General features: G+C 57.1%; 21 protein-coding genes. 19 read left to right on the top strand and 2 right to left on the bottom strand.

The genetic code is table 11. The features are described 5' to 3' along the window. Nucleotides 1-99 precede the first annotated feature (99 nt). Together K787_RS0101455 and K787_RS21860 are read left to right on the top strand one after the other, a co-directional pair. A complete protein-coding gene (locus K787_RS0101455) occupies nt 100-354 on the top strand; it encodes an FAD assembly factor SdhE (RefSeq protein WP_022961002.1) in 255 nt (84 codons plus the stop codon). Next, nucleotides 338-790, top strand: coding sequence for a hypothetical protein (locus K787_RS21860; protein WP_022961001.1), 453 nt, complete (start codon nt 338-340; stop codon nt 788-790). Before K787_RS0101455 ends, K787_RS21860 begins: the two co-directional genes overlap by 17 nt. Here K787_RS21860 and nadB read toward each other — a convergent pair. Next, nucleotides 759-2,372 (bottom strand): L-aspartate oxidase, encoded by a 1,614-nt coding sequence (gene nadB / locus K787_RS0101445; RefSeq protein WP_022961000.1) that lies wholly within the window; start codon nt 2,370-2,372, stop codon nt 759-761. The two genes, K787_RS21860 and nadB, sit on opposite strands and share 32 nt — an antisense overlap. A 278-nt stretch (nt 2,373-2,650) precedes the next feature. Between nadB and rpoE the strand changes: the two genes are divergently transcribed. The 13 genes from rpoE to acpS all read left to right on the top strand — a co-directional run bounded on the left by rpoE (nt 2,651) and on the right by acpS (nt 13,615). Further along, nucleotides 2,651-3,226, top strand: coding sequence for an RNA polymerase sigma factor RpoE (gene rpoE / locus K787_RS0101440; protein ID WP_022960999.1), 576 nt, complete (start codon nt 2,651-2,653; stop codon nt 3,224-3,226). A 59-nt stretch (nt 3,227-3,285) separates the two neighbouring features. Next, nucleotides 3,286-3,924, top strand: coding sequence for a sigma-E factor negative regulatory protein (locus K787_RS0101435; protein WP_022960998.1), 639 nt, complete (start codon nt 3,286-3,288; stop codon nt 3,922-3,924). A 14-nt stretch (nt 3,925-3,938) separates the two neighbouring features. Next, nucleotides 3,939-4,898 carry a MucB/RseB C-terminal domain-containing protein gene (locus tag K787_RS0101430; RefSeq protein ID WP_022960997.1) on the top strand — a complete coding sequence of 320 codons (960 nt, stop codon included), beginning with the start codon at nt 3,939-3,941 and terminating at the stop codon, nt 4,896-4,898. After that, nucleotides 4,895-5,371 carry a SoxR reducing system RseC family protein gene (locus K787_RS0101425; RefSeq protein ID WP_022960996.1) on the top strand — a complete coding sequence of 159 codons (477 nt, stop codon included), beginning with the start codon at nt 4,895-4,897 and terminating at the stop codon, nt 5,369-5,371. The genes K787_RS0101430 and K787_RS0101425 overlap by 4 nt, the downstream gene beginning before the upstream one ends. Nucleotides 5,372-5,403: 32 nt before the next feature. Then, nucleotides 5,404-6,834 (top strand): DegQ family serine endoprotease, encoded by a 1,431-nt coding sequence (locus K787_RS0101420; protein ID WP_022960995.1) that lies wholly within the window; start codon nt 5,404-5,406, stop codon nt 6,832-6,834. A gap of 194 nt (nt 6,835-7,028) precedes the next feature. Continuing rightward, complete coding sequence (gene lepA, locus K787_RS0101415; protein WP_022960994.1) at nt 7,029-8,831, top strand: translation elongation factor 4; 1,803 nt, start codon at nt 7,029-7,031, stop codon at nt 8,829-8,831. A gap of 22 nt (nt 8,832-8,853) precedes the next feature. Further along, complete coding sequence (gene lepB / locus K787_RS0101410; protein ID WP_022960993.1) at nt 8,854-9,732, top strand: signal peptidase I; 879 nt, start codon at nt 8,854-8,856, stop codon at nt 9,730-9,732. 51 nt (nt 9,733-9,783) lie between these two features. Then, nucleotides 9,784-10,161, top strand: coding sequence for a DUF4845 domain-containing protein (locus tag K787_RS0101405; protein WP_022960992.1), 378 nt, complete (start codon nt 9,784-9,786; stop codon nt 10,159-10,161). Next, entirely contained in the window at nt 10,158-10,847 is a 690-nt protein-coding gene (gene rnc, locus K787_RS0101400) for a ribonuclease III (protein ID WP_022960991.1), read from the top strand. Before K787_RS0101405 ends, rnc begins: the two co-directional genes overlap by 4 nt. Beyond that, nucleotides 10,840-11,745 (top strand): GTPase Era, encoded by a 906-nt coding sequence (gene era / locus K787_RS0101395; RefSeq protein ID WP_022960990.1) that lies wholly within the window; start codon nt 10,840-10,842, stop codon nt 11,743-11,745. Before rnc ends, era begins: the two co-directional genes overlap by 8 nt. Before the next feature lie 33 nt (nt 11,746-11,778). Beyond that, nucleotides 11,779-12,498 (top strand): DNA repair protein RecO, encoded by a 720-nt coding sequence (gene recO / locus K787_RS0101390; protein WP_022960989.1) that lies wholly within the window; start codon nt 11,779-11,781, stop codon nt 12,496-12,498. After that, nucleotides 12,495-13,238: a pyridoxine 5'-phosphate synthase gene (pdxJ, locus tag K787_RS0101385; RefSeq protein ID WP_022960988.1), complete on the top strand. Its 744-nt coding sequence runs from the start codon at nt 12,495-12,497 to the stop codon at nt 13,236-13,238. Before recO ends, pdxJ begins: the two co-directional genes overlap by 4 nt. Next, the gene (gene acpS / locus K787_RS0101380; RefSeq protein WP_022960987.1) at nt 13,235-13,615 is read left to right on the top strand and encodes a holo-ACP synthase; all 381 of its coding nucleotides are present in this window, start codon (nt 13,235-13,237) and stop codon (nt 13,613-13,615) included. Before pdxJ ends, acpS begins: the two co-directional genes overlap by 4 nt. Here the strand turns inward: acpS and K787_RS0101375 are convergent. Beyond that, complete coding sequence (locus tag K787_RS0101375) at nt 13,604-16,408, bottom strand: ATP-binding protein (RefSeq protein WP_022960986.1); 2,805 nt, start codon at nt 16,406-16,408, stop codon at nt 13,604-13,606. The two genes, acpS and K787_RS0101375, sit on opposite strands and share 12 nt — an antisense overlap. A 102-nt stretch (nt 16,409-16,510) precedes the next feature. Here K787_RS0101375 and cysM point away from each other — a divergent pair, with 102 nt between their 5' ends. From cysM to mazG, 4 genes are all read left to right on the top strand, one after another. Beyond that, entirely contained in the window at nt 16,511-17,413 is a 903-nt protein-coding gene (gene cysM, locus K787_RS0101370; RefSeq protein WP_022960985.1) for a cysteine synthase CysM, read from the top strand. Beyond that, a complete protein-coding gene (rlmD, locus tag K787_RS0101365) occupies nt 17,410-18,786 on the top strand; it encodes a 23S rRNA (uracil(1939)-C(5))-methyltransferase RlmD (protein WP_022960984.1) in 1,377 nt (458 codons plus the stop codon). Before cysM ends, rlmD begins: the two co-directional genes overlap by 4 nt. Before the next feature lie 91 nt (nt 18,787-18,877). Further along, nucleotides 18,878-21,127, top strand: a complete 2,250-nt coding sequence (relA, locus tag K787_RS0101360) for a GTP diphosphokinase (protein WP_022960983.1) — start codon at nt 18,878-18,880, stop codon at nt 21,125-21,127. Further along, nucleotides 21,124-21,942, top strand: a complete 819-nt coding sequence (mazG, locus tag K787_RS0101355; RefSeq protein ID WP_022960982.1) for a nucleoside triphosphate pyrophosphohydrolase — start codon at nt 21,124-21,126, stop codon at nt 21,940-21,942. Before relA ends, mazG begins: the two co-directional genes overlap by 4 nt. Nucleotides 21,943-21,986 lie beyond the last annotated feature (44 nt).

Raw genomic sequence — 21,986 nt, 5'->3', positions numbered from 1 at the left:
CATCATAGGACTATGGTGCATGCTTGTCAGTGTTGGCTTGCGCCTATAATGAAACGTGTGCGCCCATGGGCGCTTTCAACTTGTTGTGGAGAGGTTTTGATGTCGGCCGATATAGAAATGAAGCGTTTGTTTTGGCAGAGCCGTCGCGGCATGCTGGAGCTGGATGTACTCCTGTTGCCGTTTCTGCAAGAAGCTTACAGTGATCTTGATCCGACTGACAAAGAGCGTTTCAGCAAGTTGCTGGCCTGTGAAGACCAGGATATGTTCGGCTGGTTCATGCAGCGTAGTGAGCCGGACGACCCCGACCTCAAACGAATGGTAAGGATGATACTGGACCGTGTTCAGCCAAACTGATTATCTGCTTTTGCAACGTCAGCCCTCGCGTTTTCTTGGCGGGGCACTGGTGTTCTTCTCATTGCTTGCGGCATTGGCGTTGTACCGTAGCGCCATTCCCGGCCTGTGGGCTGGCGCAATGATGCTGGTGGTAGCGGGGTATTGTCTGTGGGTCTGGCCGCGGCAGGTCAGCTTGCGTCATGCTAGCTCGGTCACGGGTCTGCGATTTGATAGTCAAGGTTGGCATGTGTTGCGCCGTGACGGCTCTGAAGCTGGTGCACGGCTACTGGCTGATACTTTTGTCAGTGCCTTTCTTACAGTGGTGCGGCTGCGTGAACCGGGCCGCTGGTGGCCGGTATCAGTGGTGTTGCCCGCCGATGCGGCGGCGGAAGAGGCGCTGCGCCGCCTGCGTTTGCGTCTGCGCTTCAGTCGGCAGCGCTGGGTGGCAGCAGAATAGTGTCTTTGGCCTCTGCTAGCAGGTCGGGGTAGTCTAGCGTGTAATGCAGCCCCCGGCTCTCCTGGCGCAGCATTGCAGACTGGATGATCAAGTCGGCTACCAGGGCTAGATTGCGCAGCTCCAGCAGGTCACGGGTGACTGTGTAATTACTGTAGAATTCATGGATTTCAGCGCGCAGCATATCCACCCGATGTTTCGCGCGCTGCAGGCGTTTGGTAGTGCGCACGATCCCCACGTAGTCCCACATGAAGCGCCGAAGCTCATCCCAGTTGTGCGAGATGATCACATCTTCATCGGAGTCCGTTACCTGGCTTTCATCCCAATGGGGCAGGTCTGCAGGCATGGGGTTGGCGTCGACTCGCTGGAGAATATCCTGGCTTGCTGATCGGCCATAGACAATGCATTCGAGCAGCGAGTTACTGGCCATGCGATTGGCGCCGTGCAGACCAGTGAAGCTGGTCTCCCCGATGGCGTACAGCGCACTCAGATCGGTACGCCCATTAGGGTCAACCATAACGCCGCCACAGGTGTAATGGGCTGCAGGCACAACCGGTATGGGTTCGCGGGTAATGTCGATGCCAAAGGTCAGGCAACGTTCGTACACCGTGGGAAAGTGGCTGCGGATAAACTCGGCTGGCTTGTGACTAATATCAAGAAATACGCAATCCAGGCCCAGGCGTTTCATTTCATGATCGATAGCCCGTGCGACGATATCTCGGGGCGCGAGTTCGGCGCGGTGATCAAAGCGCGGCATAAAGCGCTGGCCATCAGGTAGCTTGAGCAGTGCACCTTCCCCACGCAGGGCCTCTGTGACCAAGAAGCTTTTGGCCTTGGGATGGTAGAGGCAGGTGGGATGGAATTGATTGAACTCCAAGTTGGCGACGCGGCAGCCCGCTCGCCAAGCCATGGCAATGCCATCGCCCGATGCGCTGTCGGGGTTGCTGGTGTACAAATAAACTTTGCTGGCACCGCCGGTGGCGAGCACGGTAAAACGCGCGGCGTAGGTCTCTACATGCCCGGTGCTGCGGTTAAGGATGTATGCGCCCAGGCAGCGGTCTCCCGGCAGACCGAGTTTGCCGCTGGTAATCAGGTCGACGGCAACGCGGTTCTCCAGCAACACGATGTTGTCATGCTCCTGAGCTTTGAGTAGCAGGGTATTGAAAATAGCCGCACCGGTTGCATCGGCGGCATGGATAATCCGCCGGTGGCTATGGCCGCCTTCCATGGTGAGATGAAAGTCGTCGCTTTCACTGCCGTCTTCGCGGATTTCCCGAGTAAAAGGGACACCCTGTTCGATCAGCCAGCCGATGGCTTCGCGGCTGCTGCCGACAATCTGCCGTACGGCATCCTCGTGACAAAGCCCACCACCTGCTTCCAACGTGTCCTGCACGTGCGCGTCCACCGTATCGGTATCATCTAACACCGCTGCAACGCCGCCCTGAGCCCAATAGGTTGAACCTTCAGATAGCTGCCCTTTGCTGATGACACCCACGCGCAGATGATCGGCCAGGTTCAGCGCCAGGGTAAGGCCGGCAGCGCCGCTGCCGATTACCAGTACGTCATATTGCTGTGCGTGTGTCATGGCACTCCGGTTGGCTCTCGCAGGGCGTATTCGTAGGGTCGGCTCAGTAGTATATAGAAGCTACCTCTCAGGCAATACTGTCAGCTTTACAAGGGGTTTCCGCAACAGGCTCGATACTTGCTATGATTTACGCTTATATCAGATCAGAGCGCGGAACTTTTGCTTGGCCGCCCGCTCATATTGCTGAGCCTGACGAGGGGAGAACTTTTGCTTATATTGCGGGTCTATCACAACAAGGCGGGGCTAAAGCCCTCGCGCTGGCGCTGCGGAGCTGCTCAATGACTGAGCAGACCGATCAGCAGTTGGTCGAACGGGTTCAGCGTGGTGACAAGCGAGCTTTTGATCTTTTGGTGCTTAAGTACCAGCACAAGATTCTCGCTTTGGTTACCCGTTTTGTGCACGACAGCCACGAGGCTCAGGACGTAGCGCAGGAGGCTTTTATTAAAGCTTACCGTGCATTGGCCAATTTTCGTGGTGACAGTGCCTTTTACACCTGGTTGTATCGCATAGCGATCAACACGGCGAAAAATTATCTGGTGGCTCGAGGCAGACGCCCTCCAGATTCAGACATAGCGGCCGATGAGGCTGAGTATCATGATGGCGATAGTGCCCTCAAGGATATTCACTCACCGGAACGGGATATGCTACGCAACGAGATTGAGCAGATGATCAATCGCACCTTGCAGCAATTGCCCGATGATTTAAGAACGGCTCTAACTTTGCGCGAATTTGAAGGTCTGAGCTATGAAGATATTGCCGCGGTGATGAGTTGTCCTGTTGGTACGGTGAGATCACGTATTTTCAGAGCTCGTGAGGCAATCGATAAAGCACTTAAGCCATTGATCGAAGATTGAATCTTGGCCGATGGGTGTTTAATGCAAGCCCCTTTTGGGCCACTAGCTGAGGTAAAGCGATGAGCAATCAATCCTTGCAGGAGTCACTCTCTGCGCTAATGGACAACGAGGCGGATGAACTTGAAATCCGCCGCGTACTTCAGGCCAGTGAAAGCGATCCGGCAATGCGCAGCACCTGGGATCGCTATCAGATGGCGCGAGCCATAATGCATAAAGAGCCCTGGCAGCCGAAAATCGATCTGTCCGCCGGAATTGCCGCCCTCATTGCCGATGAGGCGCCCGTCATGGTTGAGCGTAAGTCGCCACGCGTGTGGCAGAACTTAAGTCGTCTCGCTGTGGCAGCGTCGGTTACCTTGGCGGTGCTGGTCGGGGTGAATATGTTTAATCAAGACGGTTCGCCTGGGGATCCGGCGATGCTCGCCGAGCTTCCCGCTGCGGCTGTTGCTCCAGCTGCTGTGGCGCCTTCTGCCCCGGTGCAACCGACTCCGGTGCAATCCACTCAGGGCGGCGCGGTTCTGGCCGGGTTTTCCTCCCAGTCGCAACTGAATGCTGACGCCTCCGCCGAGCAGAAGGCACCTTCAGCGTGGCAGGAACAACGCATTGGTACTTATCTGCGCCAGCATGCAGAGCACAGTTCGCGATTTGAGGCACCGCAATTGCTCCCTTACGCGCGGGCAGCGAGCCTGGAAAACCAATAGAATAGGTGCGATGGATGTCAGCAACACGGCAATTGACGCTATGGGGGGCTTCTGTAGCGGCCCTGTTCCTGACGACGTCTGCGCTGGCTGAAGAGCCTAGCGAAATGCTCAAGCGGATGTTTGATGCCGCTCGCGAGCAGAGCTACCAGGGTGCTTTCGTCTACGAGCGCACAGGTAGCTTCAGTACTCATCAGGTCTGGCGCCAACGTGAAGGTGAACAAACTACCGAGCGGGTGCTGCAAACCGATGGTCAGCCGCAAGAGTGGCTGAAGCGCAATGGTGAATTGGTGTGTACCAGTTCAATTGCGCTCGCCTCAATCTGGAAGGGGACCACCCAGCTTTCTGAACAGCTTGAAGCCTTGCCTAATTGGTATTCGTTGCAAATGCTCGGTTCAACTCGTGTTGCAGACCGCCCCGTGTTCGTTCTCGCGGTAAAGCCTCGCGATGGCTTTCGTTATGCTTATGAAATGTATCTGGATCAGGAAACGGGTCTGCTGCTCAAATCATTGCTGGTAAACGAGCGCAGCGTTTTGCTCGAACGCTTTCAGTTCACGTTTTTGCAGCTTGGCCAAGTAGCGGATGAGGCGCTGCAGCCCACTAGCGTCTGTTTGCCGATGCGGGCTGGTAAGGACGTTCAAACTGATGTCGGCAAGGACTGGGTCCCGAATTGGCTGCCACCGGGATTCGTTCTGGGGCACAGTGAGGTGCGTGCGCTGGATGACACAGGTGGGGAGGTCATCACCCAGGTGTTTACCGACGGTCTTGCTCGTATGACCTTATTTATCGAGCCATTGGGCGCGGACACCCCTGTGAATGATCTGCATGCCCAGCTTGGGCCTACGGCAGCAATTAGCCGCAAGCTGGTGCGAGCCGAGGGCGATTACTTGGCGACGGTGGTCGGGGAGGTGCCCGCCGCCGCTGCCGAGCGAGTCGCCGACTCGCTTGCGCCTGACTTTGATGGTATTCGGCAGTGATCGAGGAACAGGGCAGGGTACTCAGTCTTGAGCCCGATGCGGCGTGGGTGGAGACGATCCGGCGTAACACCTGCGGCAGTTGTCAGGCCCGCGCTGGCTGTGGTCAGGCATTGTTGCAGCGACTCGGTGCTGGTGCCCGTCAGGGATACATCCGCGTGTTGCGTGATCGATCTTTGCAGGTAGGCGATCAGGTGGTGATTGGTTTGCCCGAAAACGCCATCGTCCACGCGTCTCTATGCATGTATCTGGTGCCTCTGATTGGTCTTTTCGGTGCTGCGTTTTTGGCTGAGGGCTTAGGTTTGGCGGAGCCCTGGGTTATTCTTGCGGCGCTAACCGGCTTGGTTTCAGGCTTTTTTGGCGTTCGCTGGTACGCTTGGCGCCAGCGTAGCAACCCGGATATGCAACCGCGTATTTTGCGTATAATGCCCCCTAACGGCATCGCAAGCAGTGATACTCCGCTAGCGATGCGCTGAGGCCTTTACTTTACCTAGGAGATCAAGTGCATATGCAGTCAATGCAACGCTGGATGGTAGCCGCAGTCGGCTCGCTTTTGCTGGGGTGGAGCTCGTTAGGCATGGCGCAGGGCTTGCCTGATTTTACCCAGTTGGTCGAGGATGTTTCTCCCGCGGTTGTTAACATTAGTACCAGTCAGAAACCCGTCTCTCGTCAAGCTAGCGTCGTTCCAGGCGTGCCAGATCTAGAAGGGATTCCTCCCATATTCCGTGAATTTTTTGAGCGTGGCTTTCCGCAACAAGGCCCGCAAACTCCGCGTGAGCGTCAGGCGCCCCAGTCTCTGGGTTCGGGTTTCATCTTGTCTAAAGATGGTTATGTACTGACCAATAATCACGTGATCGCGGGCGCTGATAGCATTTTTGTCAGGCTGGCTGACCGGCGTGAGCTGCAGGCTGAACTGGTTGGGGCTGATCCGCGATCGGACCTGGCCTTGTTGAAGATTGAGGCTGGGGATGACCTTCCGGTGGTGCGCATGGGCAAGTCGTCTGAGCTTAAAGCTGGCGAATGGGTACTGGCGATCGGCTCTCCGTTCGGTTTCGACTATTCTGTGACGGCCGGTATCATCAGTGCCAAAGGGCGTAGCTTACCCAATGAGAGCTACGTGCCTTTTATTCAGACTGATGTGGCCATCAATCCGGGTAATTCAGGTGGTCCGCTACTGAATCTGGATGGTGAAGTGATCGGTATTAATTCGCAGATCTTTACCCGCTCTGGAGGTTTCATGGGCTTGTCTTTCGCCATTCCGGTTGATGTGGCGATGGACGTCGTTGAGCAGATCAAGGAAAACGGCAGCGTACAGCGCGGCTGGTTGGGCGTAGTGATTCAGGAGGTTAACAAGGATCTGGCTGAGTCTTTTGGTCTGCCTAAGCCAGCGGGAGCGCTGGTAGCCCAGATTCAGCCCGAGGGTCCGGCTGAAAAGGGTGGCCTGCAGGTCGGTGATGTAATTCTCTCCTTCAACGGCGAAGAAATCATTATGTCATCCGATCTTCCGCACGCAGTGGGCCGAGTGCGGCCTGGTAAAGAAGCGACATTAATAGTGATGCGCGAGAAGAAGCGCAAGACGCTGAAAATGGAAATCGGCGCGTTGCCAGAGGATGACAGTGTTGCTGTGATAGTGCCGTCCAGTAGCCCGGCAGACAAAGTGACTAATCGTCTCGGCGTCGTGGTGACCGAACTGACCGCGGAACAAAAAGCAGCTCTGGATGTTCGCTCTGGCGTGGTCATTCGCGAAGTCCGCCAGGGGCCCGGTGCAATGGTCGGCCTGCGCAGCGGCGACGTCATTACCAATCTAGACAATCAGGCGGTGGAGTCAGTCGCTGCGTTCGAAAAGATCACTGCCGATTTGCCCACTAATCGATCCGTGTCGATGCGCGTGATTCGCCAGGGCCGAGCCAGTTATATCACCTTCCGGCTGGCTAACTAACCAGCCAGTTCTATGCCCGGTACTCCAAGCACCCTTGAATGCTAAGGCGCTGCTGGTGGCCGGGCTTGCGATAGCACACTAGTGCATATTCGGGTACACTCGCGGGCTGTTTTCGGGGGAAGCTATTCCCCCTCTTTCATTGCGACAGCCTGCGTGGCTGGCGATCTTGCAATCAAGTCTGGATGATCCCTGTAGTGAGTGACCTTAGCCTAATCCGTAATTTCTCGATCATTGCGCATATTGATCATGGTAAGTCGACGTTGGCTGATCGTTTTATTCAAATATGCGGTGGCTTGGCGGATCGTGAGATGGCCGAACAGGTGCTCGACTCCATGGATCTTGAGCGCGAGCGCGGGATCACCATCAAGGCCCACAGCGTGACGCTGTACTACACCTCGAAATTGGATGGTAAAACCTACCAGCTGAATTTCATTGATACCCCCGGCCACGTCGATTTCCATTATGAAGTTAGCCGTTCGCTGGCCGCCTGTGAGGGCGCTTTGTTGGTAGTCGACGCCGCGCAGGGTGTAGAGGCGCAGTCGGTAGCCAACTGTTACACTGCTATCGAGCAGGGCCTGGAAGTCATGCCCGTGCTGAATAAGATCGACCTGCCGCAGGCTGAACCTGAGCGCGTCATGGCGGAGATCGAGAGCGTCATCGGCATCGACGCTACAGACGCCGTGGTCTGTAGCGCCAAGAGCGGTTTGGGTGTTGAAGATGTTCTGGAGCGCCTTATTCAGGTTATCCCGGCGCCAGTGGGTGAACTGGACGCACCGCTGCAGGCGCTGATTATTGATTCCTGGTTCGACAACTATCTGGGTGTGGTATCGCTGGTGCGAGTCAAGCACGGGCGGATCAAAAAGGGTGACAAGGTTCTGGTGAAATCCACCGGCAAGATTCACCAGGTCGACAGTGTTGGTGTATTCAACCCCAAGCATAGCGAAACGGCGGATCTAAAAGCCGGAGAAGTGGGCTTCATTATTGCCGGCATCAAGGATATTCACGGCGCGCCGGTCGGCGACACCCTGACCCTGTCCAATACCCCCGATGTGGATATGCTCCCGGGCTTCAAGAAAGTCAAACCTCAGGTATTTGCCGGTTTGTTCCCGGTCAGCTCGGAAGATTTCGAAGATTTTCGTGAAGCGCTGTCCAAGCTGACCCTGAACGATGCGTCCTTGCACTATGAGCCTGAAAGTTCCGAAGCGCTGGGATTTGGCTTCCGCTGTGGCTTTCTCGGTATGCTGCACATGGAAATCATTCAGGAACGGCTGGAGCGCGAATACAACCTGGACCTGATCACTACCGCGCCGACGGTGGTGTTTGAGGTAGTGAAAAAGGATGGCAGCATCCTCTATGTCGACAATCCCTCGCGTCTGCCTGACCCGTCAATGGTCGAGGAAATGCGCGAGCCGATTGTGCGGGCCAACATTCTTGTGCCCCAGGATCACTTGGGCGCGGTGATCACCTTGTGCGTTGAGAAACGCGGCGTGCAGCACGACATGCTGTTTCTTGGAACGCAGGTTCAGGTTATTTATGATCTGCCGATGAACGAGGTAGTGCTCGACTTCTTTGATCGTCTGAAGTCGGTAAGCCGTGGTTATGCGTCCCTGGATTATGCTTTTGAGCGGTTTCAGACTGCGCGATTAGTGCGTCTGGATGTGTTGATCAATGCGGAAAAGGTCGACGCCCTGGCGCTGATCGTGCACCGTGACAACGCCGCCTACAAGGGTCGGCAATTGGTCAGCAAGATGCAGGAGTTGATTCCGCGGCAGATGTTCGATGTGGCGATACAGGCGGCAGTCGGTGGGCAGATCGTTGCGCGCTCAACCGTCAAGGCACTGCGCAAGAACGTTATCGCCAAGTGTTATGGTGGCGATGCGAGCCGGAAGAAGAAACTGTTGGAAAAGCAAAAAGCCGGCAAGAAGCGCATGAAGCAGGTAGGTAACGTTGAAATTCCGCAGGAAGCCTTCCTGGCGGTATTGAAAGTAGACAACTAGGGACGGTTAAACGGGCTCGATTATGCATATCAATTTTCCGCTGCTGTTGGTATTGGCAGTTGCTGTTTCGGGTTTACTGGCCCTTCTCGATTTGCTCTGGTTTGGCCCTCGCCGTCGGCGTGCTGTGGCCGCCTATGATGCTGCGGTGGATATCCCCGATCCGACCACGGTTGAGCGTCTGGAAAAAGAGCCTTTGCTGATCGAATATGGCAAATCGTTTTTTCCTGTGCTGCTGGTCGTTTTGGTATTGCGCTCCTTCCTGGTCGAGCCCTTTCAAATTCCTTCCGGATCCATGAAGCCAACGCTGGAAGTGGGCGACTTCATTCTGGTCAATAAGTTTGCCTACGGAATCCGCCTGCCGGTGCTGGACCTGAAGGTGATCCCGGTTAATGACCCACAGCGTGGCGATGTAATGGTGTTCCGTTACCCGAATGACCCGCGTATCAACTATATCAAGCGGGTAGTCGGATTGCCGGGTGATACCGTGCGCTACGCCGGTAAGCAGTTGATTATCAATGGCGAAAGGGTGCCGTTGGCGCCAGTGCGCCTGGAAAAAGACGACGAGGTGCCGACCGGTCACCCGTTGTATGCCCGCGCAGAAGCGGAAATTTTCGAAGAGAGACTCGGCAATGTCGAGCACCTGGTTAGGCAGAAGAGTCTTTCAGGCGCGCCTGCGGCGAAAGAGTGGCAGGTGCCCGAAGGGCATTACTTTATGGTGGGCGATAACCGTGATAATTCCAATGACAGCCGTTACTGGAATGCCGATGATATGCCAAGGGAGTTGTGGGGCATGGTCCCTGACAACTATATTGTAGGTAAGGCATTCGCGGTATGGATGCACTGGCCGGAGCCGAAGCTGAGCAACCTGCCGAATTTTTCCAGGGTAGCCCTTATCCACTGAGGGAAAGGGCGGATACCAATAACACTTACAACGGACGTCACGAGGTTATCCATGCGCCATTCCCAGAAAGGCATGTCGTTTTTCGGCTGGTTGGCAGTTATCGCCCTGATCATTTTTGGGCTGGTGATCGTTATGAAGCTCGCTCCTATCTATATGGAGCATTTTACCCTGCGCAAGATCGTCACCGAGGTTAACGAGGATCCGACCATCAAGATTGCCTCGCTTCGTGATTTTCACAGTCATATTCAAAAGGGTATGCAGATCAACAGTATCCGCGATATCAAGGCCAGCGATGCGATTACCATTACCGCCAGTGGTACCGATGCGTATACGGTGGTAATCAAATATGAAGTTCGCACGCCGATAATTCAAAACGTGGACGCGCTTGTTCACTTCGATGAAACCCACATAATCAGACCACTTAAGTGATAAACAAGTTAGACCGGCTCGAACGCAACATCGGCTACAGCTTCAAGGACCCGGATCTGCTGATCCTGGCCTTGAGCCATAGAAGCCTGGGTGGGCGCAATAATGAGCGCTTGGAGTTTCTCGGCGATTCAATACTGAACTTCGTCGCTGCGGAGGCGCTGTTCCAGCGTTTCCCTCAGGCGCGCGAAGGCCAGCTATCGCGTTTACGCGCGCGCCTGGTTAAGGGGGTCACGCTGGCGGAGCTGGCCAAGGGCTTCGAGTTGGGCGAGTACCTGCGCCTGGGCTCGGGGGAGTTGAAAAGCGGCGGGTTTCGCCGCGAATCGATTCTTGCCGACGCGACCGAAGCTATCATTGGCGCTATCTACCTGGAAAGTGGGCTGGAGGTCGCCCGTGAGCGCGTGCTCTACTGGCTACGCGAGCATATTGCGACTTTGACCCTGGTAGACAACAACAAAGATCCCAAGACCCGGCTGCAGGAGTACCTGCAATCGCGGCAGTGTGAATTACCCCGATATGAAGTGACCGAAAGCAGTGGCGAAGCGCACTGCCGGACCTTCCGGGTTGAGTGTCATGTCAGTCCGCTGTCAGAGCCGACTTTTGGCGTGGGCAATAGCCGGCGTCTGGCGGAACAAGTAGCAGCACAAAAAGCCCTGATTGATCTGGGTGTGGAGAAAGCAGATGAGTGACAGCAGTACCCCCCGTTGTGGCTATGTGGCCATTGTAGGCCGTCCCAATGTGGGCAAGTCGACTCTGCTCAACCATATTCTCGGCCAGAAACTGGCCATTACGTCGCGCAAGCCGCAGACCACCCGGCATACCATGCTGGGCATCAAGACCGAAGGGGCTGTGCAAGCGATCTATGTCGATACCCCTGGCCTGCACAAGGACAACGATAAAGCGCTCAACCGCTTTATGAACAAGAGTGCCAGCCAGGCCCTGCGGGACGTGGACGTGGTGCTCTTCGTCGTGGACCGGCTGCGCTGGACCGACGAAGACCAGATGGTCTTGGAGAAGATTCGCTTTGTCACCTGTCCGGTATTGCTGGTGGTCAACAAGCTGGACCGGATGGACGATAAGAAAGAAATGTTGCCGCATCTGGAATGGCTGGCAACGCAGTTGCCCGATGCCGAGATCGTGCCGGTATCCGCTCTGCACGGCCGCAATATCGATCAGCTTGAGCAATTGATTGCCGAGCGCTTGCCTGAGGGTGAGCATTTCTATCCGGATGACCAAATTACCGATCGCAGTTCACGCTTTCTTGCGGCGGAACTGGTTCGCGAAAAAGTCATGCGTCAGTTGGGCGCCGAGATCCCGTACCAGGTGACGGTTGAGATCGAGCAGTTCAAACAGGAAGGCAAGATCCTGCATATTCACGCATTGATTCTGGTTGAGCGCGATGGCCAGAAAAAAATCATCATCGGTGACGGTGGTGAGCGCCTGAAAAAGATTGGCCAGGAAGCCCGGTTGGACATGCAGAAACTCTTCGGCAGCAAGATCATGCTGAACCTGTGGGTCAAGGTGAAGCGCGGCTGGTCGGATGACGAGCGCGCTCTCAGCTCTCTTGGGTACCATTTCGACAGCTAAGCTGTTTTATCCCCTTTTCGGTGGAGACCCGGCGTGCAAGCAGCCCTGAGCCCGGCCTATGTGTTGCATAGCCGCCCCTACCGGGACAGCAGCGCACTGGTCGATCTGCTCAGTCTGCATCACGGTGTTCAGCGGGTTGTCTGGCGCGGCGCCAGAGGGCAGCGCAAGGGGCTCGCGCCGCAAGCCTTTATCCCGCTGCTGGTGGGCTTGGCCGGGCGCGCAGAGCTGAAGACCTTGACCCAGGCAGAAGTGGCGGGCGCTTACCGGCCGTTACAGGGTCAGGCCCTGTTCAGTGGTCTGTATCTCAACGAGTTGTTGATCCGCCTGATGCCGCCCGGTGATCCCAGTGCGCTAATCTTTGCTGCTTACCAGCATGCACTTGAACAATTGGCCGGCCCGGCGCTGCTGGAGCCGGTCTTGCGGCAATTCGAGTGGCAACTGTTGGAGGTTATGGGCTATGGTTTTAGCTTGACTGAAGACGCTTTGGGCCAGCCGGTAAGCGCCGACCAACAGTACGTCTGGCATGCCGAACGGGGCTTGCTGCCGATCGCGCAGCTGACATCCGCTGCGACCGGGTTGCCGGGCGCTGGTCTGCTGGCAATGGCCGCTGCAGATTGGGCTCAGCCCCAGGCGCTGCGTACGGCCAAACTGCTGATGCGCCAGGCCTTGGCGGTGCATCTTGGCGACCGGCCGCTGGTCAGTCGGCAACTTTTTTCTATCCCTGGCACGGCTTCCATAGGAGACAAACTTTGACCCACCCGCAACGCGTGCTGTTAGGTGTGAATATCGATCATGTGGCGACCCTGCGTCAGGCTCGGGGTACGCGTTATCCAGATCCGGTCCAGGCCGCCATCGAAGCTGAGCAGGCGGGTGCAGATGGCATTACCTTGCACCTGCGCGAGGATCGCCGGCATATTCAGGAGCGTGACGTTCGCCTGATGGTCGAGGTGCTACAGACGCGGATGAATCTGGAGATGGCCGTCACTGATGCGATGCTGGATTTTGCCGAGGAAATACGTCCGGCGAATATCTGTCTGGTGCCCGAGCGTCGTGAAGAGCTGACCACCGAGGGCGGGCTGGATGTTGCCGGTAATAGCGCTCGGGTGCAGGAAGCGGTTGAGCGTATGGTGGCGATCGGCAGTGAGGTGTCGCTATTTATCGATCCGGATCCACGCCAGATTGAAGCGGCCAAACGCGCTGGTGCGCCTGTGATTGAGCTGCACACCGGCCACTACGCGGATACCCAGGGTGCCGAGCAGGCGGACGCATTGGCGCGCCTGCGTGAAGGCTGTATCTATGCGCGTAAGCTGGGCCTGGTAGTCAACGCCGGACATGGTCTGCACTATCACAACGTCGAGCCGATTGCCGCCATCAATGGTATGAACGAGTTGAACATCGGTCATGCGATCATCGCCCGCGCACTTTTTTCCGGTCTGGCCCAAGCAGTCAAGGATATGCGCGCTTTGATCCTTAGTGCATCGGCTAGTCGATGATTCGCGGTATCGGCACCGACATGGTGCTGGTCAGCCGCATCGAAGCGGCATTGGGGCGCCAGGGCGAGCGGTTCGCCCGGCGCATCCTGACCGAGGCTGAATGGCAACGCTTCGCGGCGCACAAACAGCCTGCGCGCTACCTGGCCAAGCGCTATGCGGCGAAAGAGGCCGTTCTCAAGGCGCTAGGTACCGGGCTGGCGCAGGGCATGTCGTGGCAACATATCCAGATCGACAACGACAGCCTGGGCGCACCGCTGGTGCGGCTCAGTGGCGTTGCCGCCTTGCGGCTAAAGCAGGGTGGTGGAGGGGAGATGCTGTTGAGCCTGAGCGATGAACGCGAGCAGGCGCTAGCCTTTGCTATCTGGTCAATGGCCTGAAGGCAGCTCCTGGGCCGCTTGATAGGCTTGCCGCAGCTGCTCGACGGCCTCAATCAGCTGACTGATCGCCATCTGACTGTTATCCCCTTTCTTCAACACGGTTTCTGCTTGCAGGCAGCATTCGCGTAACTGTGGGACACCGCAGTAACGGGTTGCTCCGTGCAACCGGTGGACCACGCTAAGCAGGGCTTCGTTGTCACCCGTGCTCATGTGTTGTTCGATCAACACCCGCTCACCGGGCAAGCCTTTAATCAGCATGGCCAGCAGATCCTCGGCCAGATCGGCCTTGCCGGCGGCCAGCCGCAGGCCCTCTTGCTGGTCTAATACAGGCGGGTCTGTCCGGTTGTGTTGCTCGGTTACTAGCTGAGGGATTGGCGCCGCGCCCATTTCCGGCATGGCCAGATTGACACCGGTCCAGCGGAAGATGCAGTGGCTCAATTGCTCCGGGCTGATAGGCTTGGTCAGGTAGTCATTCATGCCGCATTGAATCAGCCGACGCCGTTCTTCCGCCAGGGCGTGGGCGGTCAAGGCAATAATAGGTCGGGGCTCACAGTCGGCTAGCTCCTCCCGCAGGCGTAGCTCGGTGGTGGTGGCGCGGCCATCCATGCCGGGCATCTGTACATCCATGAATACCAGTTCTACTGGCTCTCGGTCGACAATCTGCAGGGCCTGTTCGCCGCTGGTGGCGGTGAGTACCCGGGCACCCATCTCGGTGAGGAAGGTCGCGACCAAGCGCAAATTGGCCTCGTTGTCGTCTACGCAGAGTACGCTAATCAGCGGCTTTGATACTTCACGGCGTACAACGGCGGGGGCACTGGGCTCCGGGCGGAATAACTGGTTGACCGCGCGATAGAGTTTACGCGTGCACAGGGGGCGAGACAGTACCTGACATTGCGAGCGGGGTAACTGATCAAGCGCCGGATAATGTTCGGTGGTGTCGGTCAATACTACCGCTTTGCATCTGTCTTCGCTTATCCAGCGATTCAGTAGGTCGAACATCGTATCGGCTCGCAGGCTCGGCGAGCGCGTACTCGCCAGCACTAATTGTATAGGTCTGTCGGCAGGTTGTTCGCGGAAGGCGTTCTCCAGCGACTGAAGGTTTTCGTGCACGCTAGCCTCAACCCCCAGGTCCTCAAGATTGTGCAGTAATGCCTGGCGGCTGAGGGCTAAAGGCTCCACGACCGCCGCGCGTATCCCGCGCAGGGGTGTGGCAGGTAGATCGTCGCCCGCTTGGCTGGATTTTTCCAGGCGCGCGGTGAGCCAGAACTCGGAGCCCTCGCCTGGCCGGCTATCCAGACCTATTTCGCCCTGCATTTGCTCGACCAGACGCTTGGCGATGACCAGGCCCAGTCCGGTGCCACCGGCCTGGCGCGACATCGAGTTGTCTGCTTGGGTAAATGCTTGAAATAGCGATTTCTGCTGCGTTGCGGTCAAGCCGATGCCGGTGTCGGTAACGCTGATACGCAGTAGCGCATGGGTCTCGTCTTCCTGCTCAAGCATGGTACGGATGCTAACCGAGCCTTCCTGGGTAAACTTGATCGCGTTACTGACCAGGTTCGCGAGGATCTGCTTCAGGCGCAGGGCATCGCCGCTCAAGCCGATGGGTGTGTCGCGGTAAATGATGCTGACCAGCTCAAGATGCTTCTGATGCGCGGCTGGGGCAAGCATGGTCAGGGTGTCCTGAATCAGATCGCGCAGGTTGAACGGTTGATTGTCGAGGATCAGTTTGCCCGCCTCAATTTTGGAAAAATCGAGAATCTCGTTGATGATGGCCAACAGGTTATCTGCGGATTTCTCAATGGTACCGAGATACTCCTGTTGTCGATTGCTCAGCTCGGTTCGCTGCAACAGGTTGCTGAAGCCAATGATGCCGTTCAGCGGGGTGCGCAGCTCGTGGCTCATATTGGCAAGAAACTCGGATTTGATCCGGCTGGCCTCTTGCGCGCTCTTGCGTGCCATGTCCAACTCGATGTTCTGAATCTCGATAGTTTCCAGCGTCTGACGCAAGTCTTCTGTGGCCTGATCGATATTTTGCTGCAGTTCACCCTGCGCACTTTGCAGGGTGCCGGCCATGGTATTGATACCCTGAGCCAGGTCATCCAACTCACGACTGCCCTGCTCGGGCAGCCTTACATCAAGCTGGCCTTTGCTGATTTGAGTGATGGCGCGGTTGGCGAAGCTGATTGGATCGGTGATTCGTCTGCCCATCTGGCTTACAGTAAAGGTCGTTAACAGCAGGCCGAGGAGCACCATTACCAGGGTGGTCAGGAGCATTTGATAGCGCCGCAACTGGGTATTGGTATGGCTTAGTTCAACCTCCAGCCAGCCAAGCAAGGCATCCGCTTCAATCTGATCTTGCAGGGGGCCTTCAATCAACTCGGGGCTGGCTAACAGGGGTAGTAAAAAGCGGCTGCTGCCGACTGTCTCGCCGACCTGGAGACCGCTGCCTGCGCCGAGGGAATCAACCCCCAGCGTGCGCTGCGTGGCGAGCATGTTCGGACCACTATGTTCGAGCTGTTGGCGGTTGCTGTCATAGAGCGTGACAGCGCGCACATCGCGGCGATTCAGCGTGTCGGTCAGGGTGTTCCTGAGCTGTTGTGGCTGGCCATTGAGCAGCGCCTGCGCCGCAGGCATTTGCAAGTGCTCAACGGTCAGGAATCCGCGTTCTAAGAGTTGTTGTTGTAGATCCTGGGAGGCGTGCCAGATGAAGTAGCTGCCCAATGCTATGGCCAACAGTCCGGTCGGTGCCAGTGTCATCAGCAGAATGCGCGCCTTCAGACCAATCTCGCTCATTGTATGTATCCCTAACTCTGTTGTCGGTATCATAGGCTGACTAAAGCAAAAGCACAGCATTCAACGCCCTATTGATCTGGGCCCGAGCCCCTTGAGTGAATGATGAATAACGATTTTCCGACCATTGCCGACTTTGTCGGTAACACCCCCCTGGTTCGCCTGCAACGCTTGCCGGGAGAAACCAGCAACATTCTGTTGGCCAAGTTGGAGGGTAATAATCCGGCTGGCTCAGTCAAGGACCGGCCGGCGCTGTCGATGATTGAACGTGCCGAGCAGCGCGGCGAGATCAAGCCAGGGGATACACTGATTGAGGCAACCTCGGGTAATACCGGTATCGCCTTGGCGATGGTCGCAGCCATCAAGGGTTATCGCATGATTCTGATCATGCCAGATAATATGAGCTCCGAGCGCAAGGCGGCGATGAGTGCCTATGGTGCCGAGCTGATTCTGGTCAGCCGCGAAGACAGCATGGAGGGCGCGCGGGATCTGGCGGCGAAGATGCAAAGCGAGGGCAAGGGCAAGGTTTTGGATCAATTCGGCAACTTCGATAACGCCGAAGCGCACTATCAGACCACCGGGCCGGAAATCTGGCGCGATACCAGGGGCGGCATAACGCATTTCATCAGCTCAATGGGTACAACCGGAACCATCATGGGCACTTCGCGTTACCTGAAGGAACAGAACCCGCAGATCCAGATCATTGGTTTGCAACCGACGGAGGGAGCATCGATCCCGGGTATCAGGCGCTGGCCACAGGCTTATTTGCCCGGCATTTTTCAACCGGAGCGGGTAGACCGAATAGTCGATATGGGTCAGCAGGAAGCGGAAATTACCATGCGCCGTCTGGCGACCGAGGAGGGTATTTTCTGCGGGGTCTCCTCCGGAGGTTCGGTGGCGGCCGCGTTGCGTTTGTCCGCTGAGGTTGAGAATGCGGTGATAGTGGCGATCATCTGTGACCGCGGTGACCGCTATCTGTCCACTGGTGTTTACGACGTACAGCCATGAAGGGTTTCCGTGGACGTGCACGTCATACCCCGGATGCACCTGCGGCTATTGGGCAGCGCATAGAGTTGCAACTGGAACGGCTGGCCCATGATGGACGCGGCATTGGGCGCTGGCAGGGCCGCATCGTTTTTGTCGACGGCGGGCTGCCTGGCGAGCGGGTTAAGGCGCGGGTGCTCAAGGCTCGTAGCAAACTGATTGAGACCCGACTGGACACGCTGTTGGTGGCCAGCCCCGAGCGGCAAACACCCCGCTGTGCGCACATCGATCTTTGTGGTGGCTGTAGTCTGCAGCACATGCCGGAGGCCTCTCAGTTACAAGTCAAACAACAAGCTCTGGCCCAGCAATTGCAGCATTTTGCTGGCCTCGAGCCCGAGCGCTGGATGCCGGCATTACTGGGTCCGGCCTATGGTTACCGTCAGCGTACGCGCTTGGCGATGCGCTGGGACAAGCGTCTTGGCGTGCTGGAAGTGGGTTATCGGCAGCGTAGCAGTAACGATCTGGTTGAAGTGCATGAATGCCCCGTACTGGTGCCCGCCCTGGAGTCTTTGGTGCAGGCATTGGTGCCGCTACTCAAGTCGCTGGATGGTCGCGCCGGGCTGGGTCATGTCGAACTGACTGGTGGTGACGCACCAGTGATACTGGTGCGTCATATGCAAGCCTTGTCTGCAGCGGATAGTCAGGCATTGCAAGCGCTGGCTGATCAGCATGGTGCAAGTTGCTGGCTGCAGCCCGGTGAGCCGGACACTATGCACCGGCTCAATGGCTCTCATCAGGACCTGCACCAGAGTCTGCCCGCTTATAGGTTAGCGGATCAGGATCTGCGATTTGAATTTATGCCTGGGGATTTCATTCAAGTGAATGCGCAGGTCAACCAGATGATGGTCAATCAGGCGTTGGAATGGTTGGCGATACAGCCTGGCGAGCAGGTGCTGGATCTGTTCTGTGGTGTGGGCAACTTTGCTTTGCCACTGGCGCGAGCGGGCGCGCAGGTGACGGCGGTGGAGGGGAGTAGCGAGATGGTTCAGCGGGCGCGCGATAATGCGCAGAATAATCAGTTGGAATCGCTGCACTTTTTATCTGCGGATCTGTCCAAACCCCAGTATGCGAAGTGGCTCGCTCAGCCTTGCGATGCGGTATTGCTGGACCCCCCTCGCGATGGCGCAGAGCAATTGGTGCAGCAACTGGCTGACAAGGCCGTAGGTAGAATTCTATATGTTTCATGCAACCCGGCTACGTTGGCGCGGGATGCAGGGTTGCTTGCCGGCCGAGGGTATCGCTTGGTGCAGGTAGGCATTATGGATATGTTTCCGCAGACCGCGCACGTGGAAGCCATGGCGTTGTTCGTTGCCGGGAGCAAGGTCAAACCGGTATAGCGGTTTCCGAATGGCAGCATCGTTATAGCCGGTTTCAGTAAAGGAAGAATTTCGTGTCCAGTACATTGCAGCACAGTCAGGCTCTTTACTAATGGTACAGGTCAGAGCACTGCATCCGACCAATCACGATGGCAGCGTCAATATAGATGCCTGGATAGCGCGGATGCAGCAGCGGGTGCCTTTGACTTCGCCTGCGGTCCTTCAGGAAGCCTGTGAGTGGGCGTTGGAGCTGGAGCAGGCCGCCATAGCTGCGGAGAATATCTGGGCCGACGGTGCCAGCAGTTATCTTACCGGCCTGGAAATGGCCGAAATCCTGGCTGAGTTGAAACTCGACCAGGACTCACTGGTGGCGGCGGTGGTCTATCGCGCGGTACGCGAACGCAAGACCGATCTCGCTGAAGTAGAGCGCCGTTTTGGCGCCACGGTGGCGGGCCTGGTGGATGGCGTGCAGCGCATGGCAGCAATCAGCGTTTCGCAGAATCCGGGCAAAGCCAGCGCCTTCTGTGCGCAGACCCAAGTGGAAAATCTGCGCAAGATGCTCGTGACCATGGTCGATGACGTGCGCGTTGCGCTGATCAAGCTAGCAGAGCGCACCTGCGCCATTCGTGCAGTCAAGGATGCGCCTGAAGAGAAGCGCTATCGAGTCGCCCGCGAGGTCTTTGATATCTATGCGCCGCTCGCGCACCGACTGGGCATCGGGCATATCAAGTGGGAATTGGAGGATCTGTCTTTCCGCTATCTCGAGCCTGCGCAATACAAGCAAATTGCCAAGCTGCTGGACGAGCGCCGGCTGGATCGGCAGGAATATATTGATGACGTCATGACCCAGTTGCGTCGCGAGCTGGAGGAGGCGGGCATACACGCTGAGATCACCGGCCGGGCAAAACATATCTATTCAATCTGGCGCAAGATGCGGCGCAAGGGCATCGACTTCAGTCAGGTCTACGACGTGCGCGCCGTGCGCGTGCTGGTGCCCCAGGTGCGTGACTGCTACACCTCGCTGGGTATAGTGCATAGTCTCTGGCGGCATATACCCAATGAGTTTGACGACTATATAGCCAATCCCAAGGAAAACGGTTATCGCTCACTGCATACGGCGGTAGTAGGCCCGAGCGGCAAGGTGCTGGAGGTGCAGATTCGTACCCAGGCCATGCACGAGGAAGCTGAGCTGGGCGTCTGTGCGCACTGGCGTTACAAGGGCACTGATGCCAGTAGCGTCTCTTCAAACGCCTATGAAGACAAGATCGCCTGGCTGCGACAGGTGCTGGAATGGCACGAGGAAATGGGCGATATCGGCGGGCTGGCCGATCAGCTGCGGGTCGATTTCGAGCCGGACCGCATTTATTTGTTTACGCCCGATGGTCATGTGCTGGACGTGCCCAAAGGCGCCACGCCGCTGGATTTTGCTTACCGTATTCATACCGAGATTGGTCACAGCTGCCGTGGGGCGAAAGTCAATGGCCGGATAGTGCCACTGAACTACATTTTGCAAACCGGTGAGCAGGTTGAAATCATTACCGGCAAGCACAGCAGCCCCAGCCGGGATTGGCTGAACGCTAATCTGGGCTACGTCAATACGTCGCGGGCGCGGGCCAAGGTGCAGCATTGGTTCAAGCAGCAGGCGCGCGAACAAAACGTGCAAGCCGGCAAGCTGATGCTCGATCGCGAGCTGACCCGGCTGGCACTTAACGGTGCCGACTATGCGCACTTGATCGACAAGCTCGGGATCAGAAGCCAAGAAGATCTGTTTGCTGCAGTCGGTTCTGGTGATGTGCGGCTGATGCATGTGGTCAATGTCGCCCAGCAATTGATTGAGCCCGACAGGCATAGCGAACAGCTCGAACTTATTCCGCGCCGGGCGACCAAGCCCGCGCGGCGTGGGGACGTGTTTATCCAGGGTGTCGGCAATCTGCTGACACAGCTGGCAGGCTGCTGTCAGCCGGTTCCGGGTGATTCGATTATCGGCTATATCACCCTCGGCCGCGGCGTTACCGTGCACCGGGCGGATTGCGCCACTGCCATGCAACTGCAGGATCGCGACTCTGACCGGTTGATTGAAGTCAGCTGGGGTGGAGAGCCGATTCAGACTTATCCGGTGGAAATCTATATCAAAGCCTACGACCGTTCCGGGCTATTGCGAGACGTGTCCCAGATGCTGGCCAATGACAAAATCAATGTGTTGGAGGTCAGTACCCGAACCAACAAGGATGATAACTACGCGGTGATGCTGCTGACCGTTGAAGTGCCGAATATCAACATGCTCGGCCGATTGCTCGCGCGTATCAGCCAGCTTCCCAATGTGATGGAGGCGCGGCGTAATCGGAAGGAGGCCAGCACATGAGTTATCAGCTTGATGACCTGCTGTATTTAATGCGGCGCTTGCGTGACCCTGAGCATGGCTGTCCGTGGGATCTGGAACAATCATTCGATAGTATCGTGCCACATACGCTGGAAGAGGCTTATGAGGTCGCCGATGCGATCGCCGAGAAGGATTTTCCGCAGCTCACTGGTGAACTGGGCGATCTGCTGTTTCAGGTGGTCTATTATGCTCAGTTGGGCCAAGAGGCCGGGCATTTTGCTTGGGTTGATGTGGTTGATGGCATCACCCGCAAGCTGGTTCGCAGACACCCTCATGTATTTCCTGACGGCAATTTGCGCACGCCTGCCGGGAGCATTAAGTTGGCATCCGCTCAGGTCAAGCAGCGCTGGGAGGCGATCAAGGCAGAGGAGCGGGCGGAGAAAGCCGAACGACCGCAGCAGCTATCGTTGCTGGATGATGTGCCACGGGCGTTGCCCGCGCTCAGTCGCGCGCAGAAATTACAGAAGCGCGCGTCGCAGGCCGGCTTCGATTGGAGCGAGGCGGCGCCGGTAATCGACAAGATCGCCGAAGAGCTGGCGGAGGTCCGTGAGGCCATCGCAGCGGGGGACACCAGAGCCGTGGCCGAAGAAATGGGCGATCTGCTGTTCGCGCTGGTGAACCTGGCCCGCCATCTGCACGTGGATGCCGAAACGGCCCTACGCCAGGGCAACGAAAAATTCGAACGGCGCTTCCGCTTTATCGAACAGAGTCTTGCCGAAGGCGGTGAGTCTGTACCAGCAGCAAGTCTGGAGCGTCTCGACCAGCTCTGGGAGCGGGCCAAGGCTCATGGTTTGTAAATAAAGCGCAGGGTTTGTGAAACAGTATCCAGCGCAGAAACTCT

Source organism: Halopseudomonas pelagia CL-AP6 (genome assembly GCF_000410875.1).
GTDB lineage: Bacteria > Pseudomonadota > Gammaproteobacteria > Pseudomonadales > Pseudomonadaceae > Halopseudomonas > Halopseudomonas pelagia.
This window is presented reverse-complemented; position numbering and strand designations above follow the sequence as displayed.

Bases quoted from the DNA above. Each gene is read 5' to 3' on its own strand.
- nadB (WP_022961000.1), bottom strand. From the start codon at position 2,372: ATGACACACGCACAGCAATATGACGTACTGGTAATCGGCAGCGGCGCT.
- lepB (WP_022960993.1), top strand. From the start codon at position 8,854: ATGCATATCAATTTTCCGCTGCTGTTGGTATTGGCAGTTGCTGTTTCG.
- K787_RS0101405 (WP_022960992.1), top strand. From the start codon at position 9,784: ATGCGCCATTCCCAGAAAGGCATGTCGTTTTTCGGCTGGTTGGCAGTT.
- K787_RS0101435 (WP_022960998.1), top strand. From the start codon at position 3,286: ATGAGCAATCAATCCTTGCAGGAGTCACTCTCTGCGCTAATGGACAAC.
- K787_RS0101420 (WP_022960995.1), top strand. From the start codon at position 5,404: ATGCAGTCAATGCAACGCTGGATGGTAGCCGCAGTCGGCTCGCTTTTG.
- rpoE (WP_022960999.1), top strand. From the start codon at position 2,651: ATGACTGAGCAGACCGATCAGCAGTTGGTCGAACGGGTTCAGCGTGGT.
- relA (WP_022960983.1), top strand. From the start codon at position 18,878: ATGGTACAGGTCAGAGCACTGCATCCGACCAATCACGATGGCAGCGTC.
- K787_RS0101430 (WP_022960997.1), top strand. From the start codon at position 3,939: ATGTCAGCAACACGGCAATTGACGCTATGGGGGGCTTCTGTAGCGGCC.
- K787_RS0101455 (WP_022961002.1), top strand. From the start codon at position 100: ATGTCGGCCGATATAGAAATGAAGCGTTTGTTTTGGCAGAGCCGTCGC.
- K787_RS0101375 (WP_022960986.1), bottom strand. From the start codon at position 16,408: ATGAGCGAGATTGGTCTGAAGGCGCGCATTCTGCTGATGACACTGGCA.
- rlmD (WP_022960984.1), top strand. From the start codon at position 17,410: ATGAAGGGTTTCCGTGGACGTGCACGTCATACCCCGGATGCACCTGCG.
- era (WP_022960990.1), top strand. From the start codon at position 10,840: ATGAGTGACAGCAGTACCCCCCGTTGTGGCTATGTGGCCATTGTAGGC.
- mazG (WP_022960982.1), top strand. From the start codon at position 21,124: ATGAGTTATCAGCTTGATGACCTGCTGTATTTAATGCGGCGCTTGCGT.
- cysM (WP_022960985.1), top strand. From the start codon at position 16,511: ATGAATAACGATTTTCCGACCATTGCCGACTTTGTCGGTAACACCCCC.
- acpS (WP_022960987.1), top strand. From the start codon at position 13,235: ATGATTCGCGGTATCGGCACCGACATGGTGCTGGTCAGCCGCATCGAA.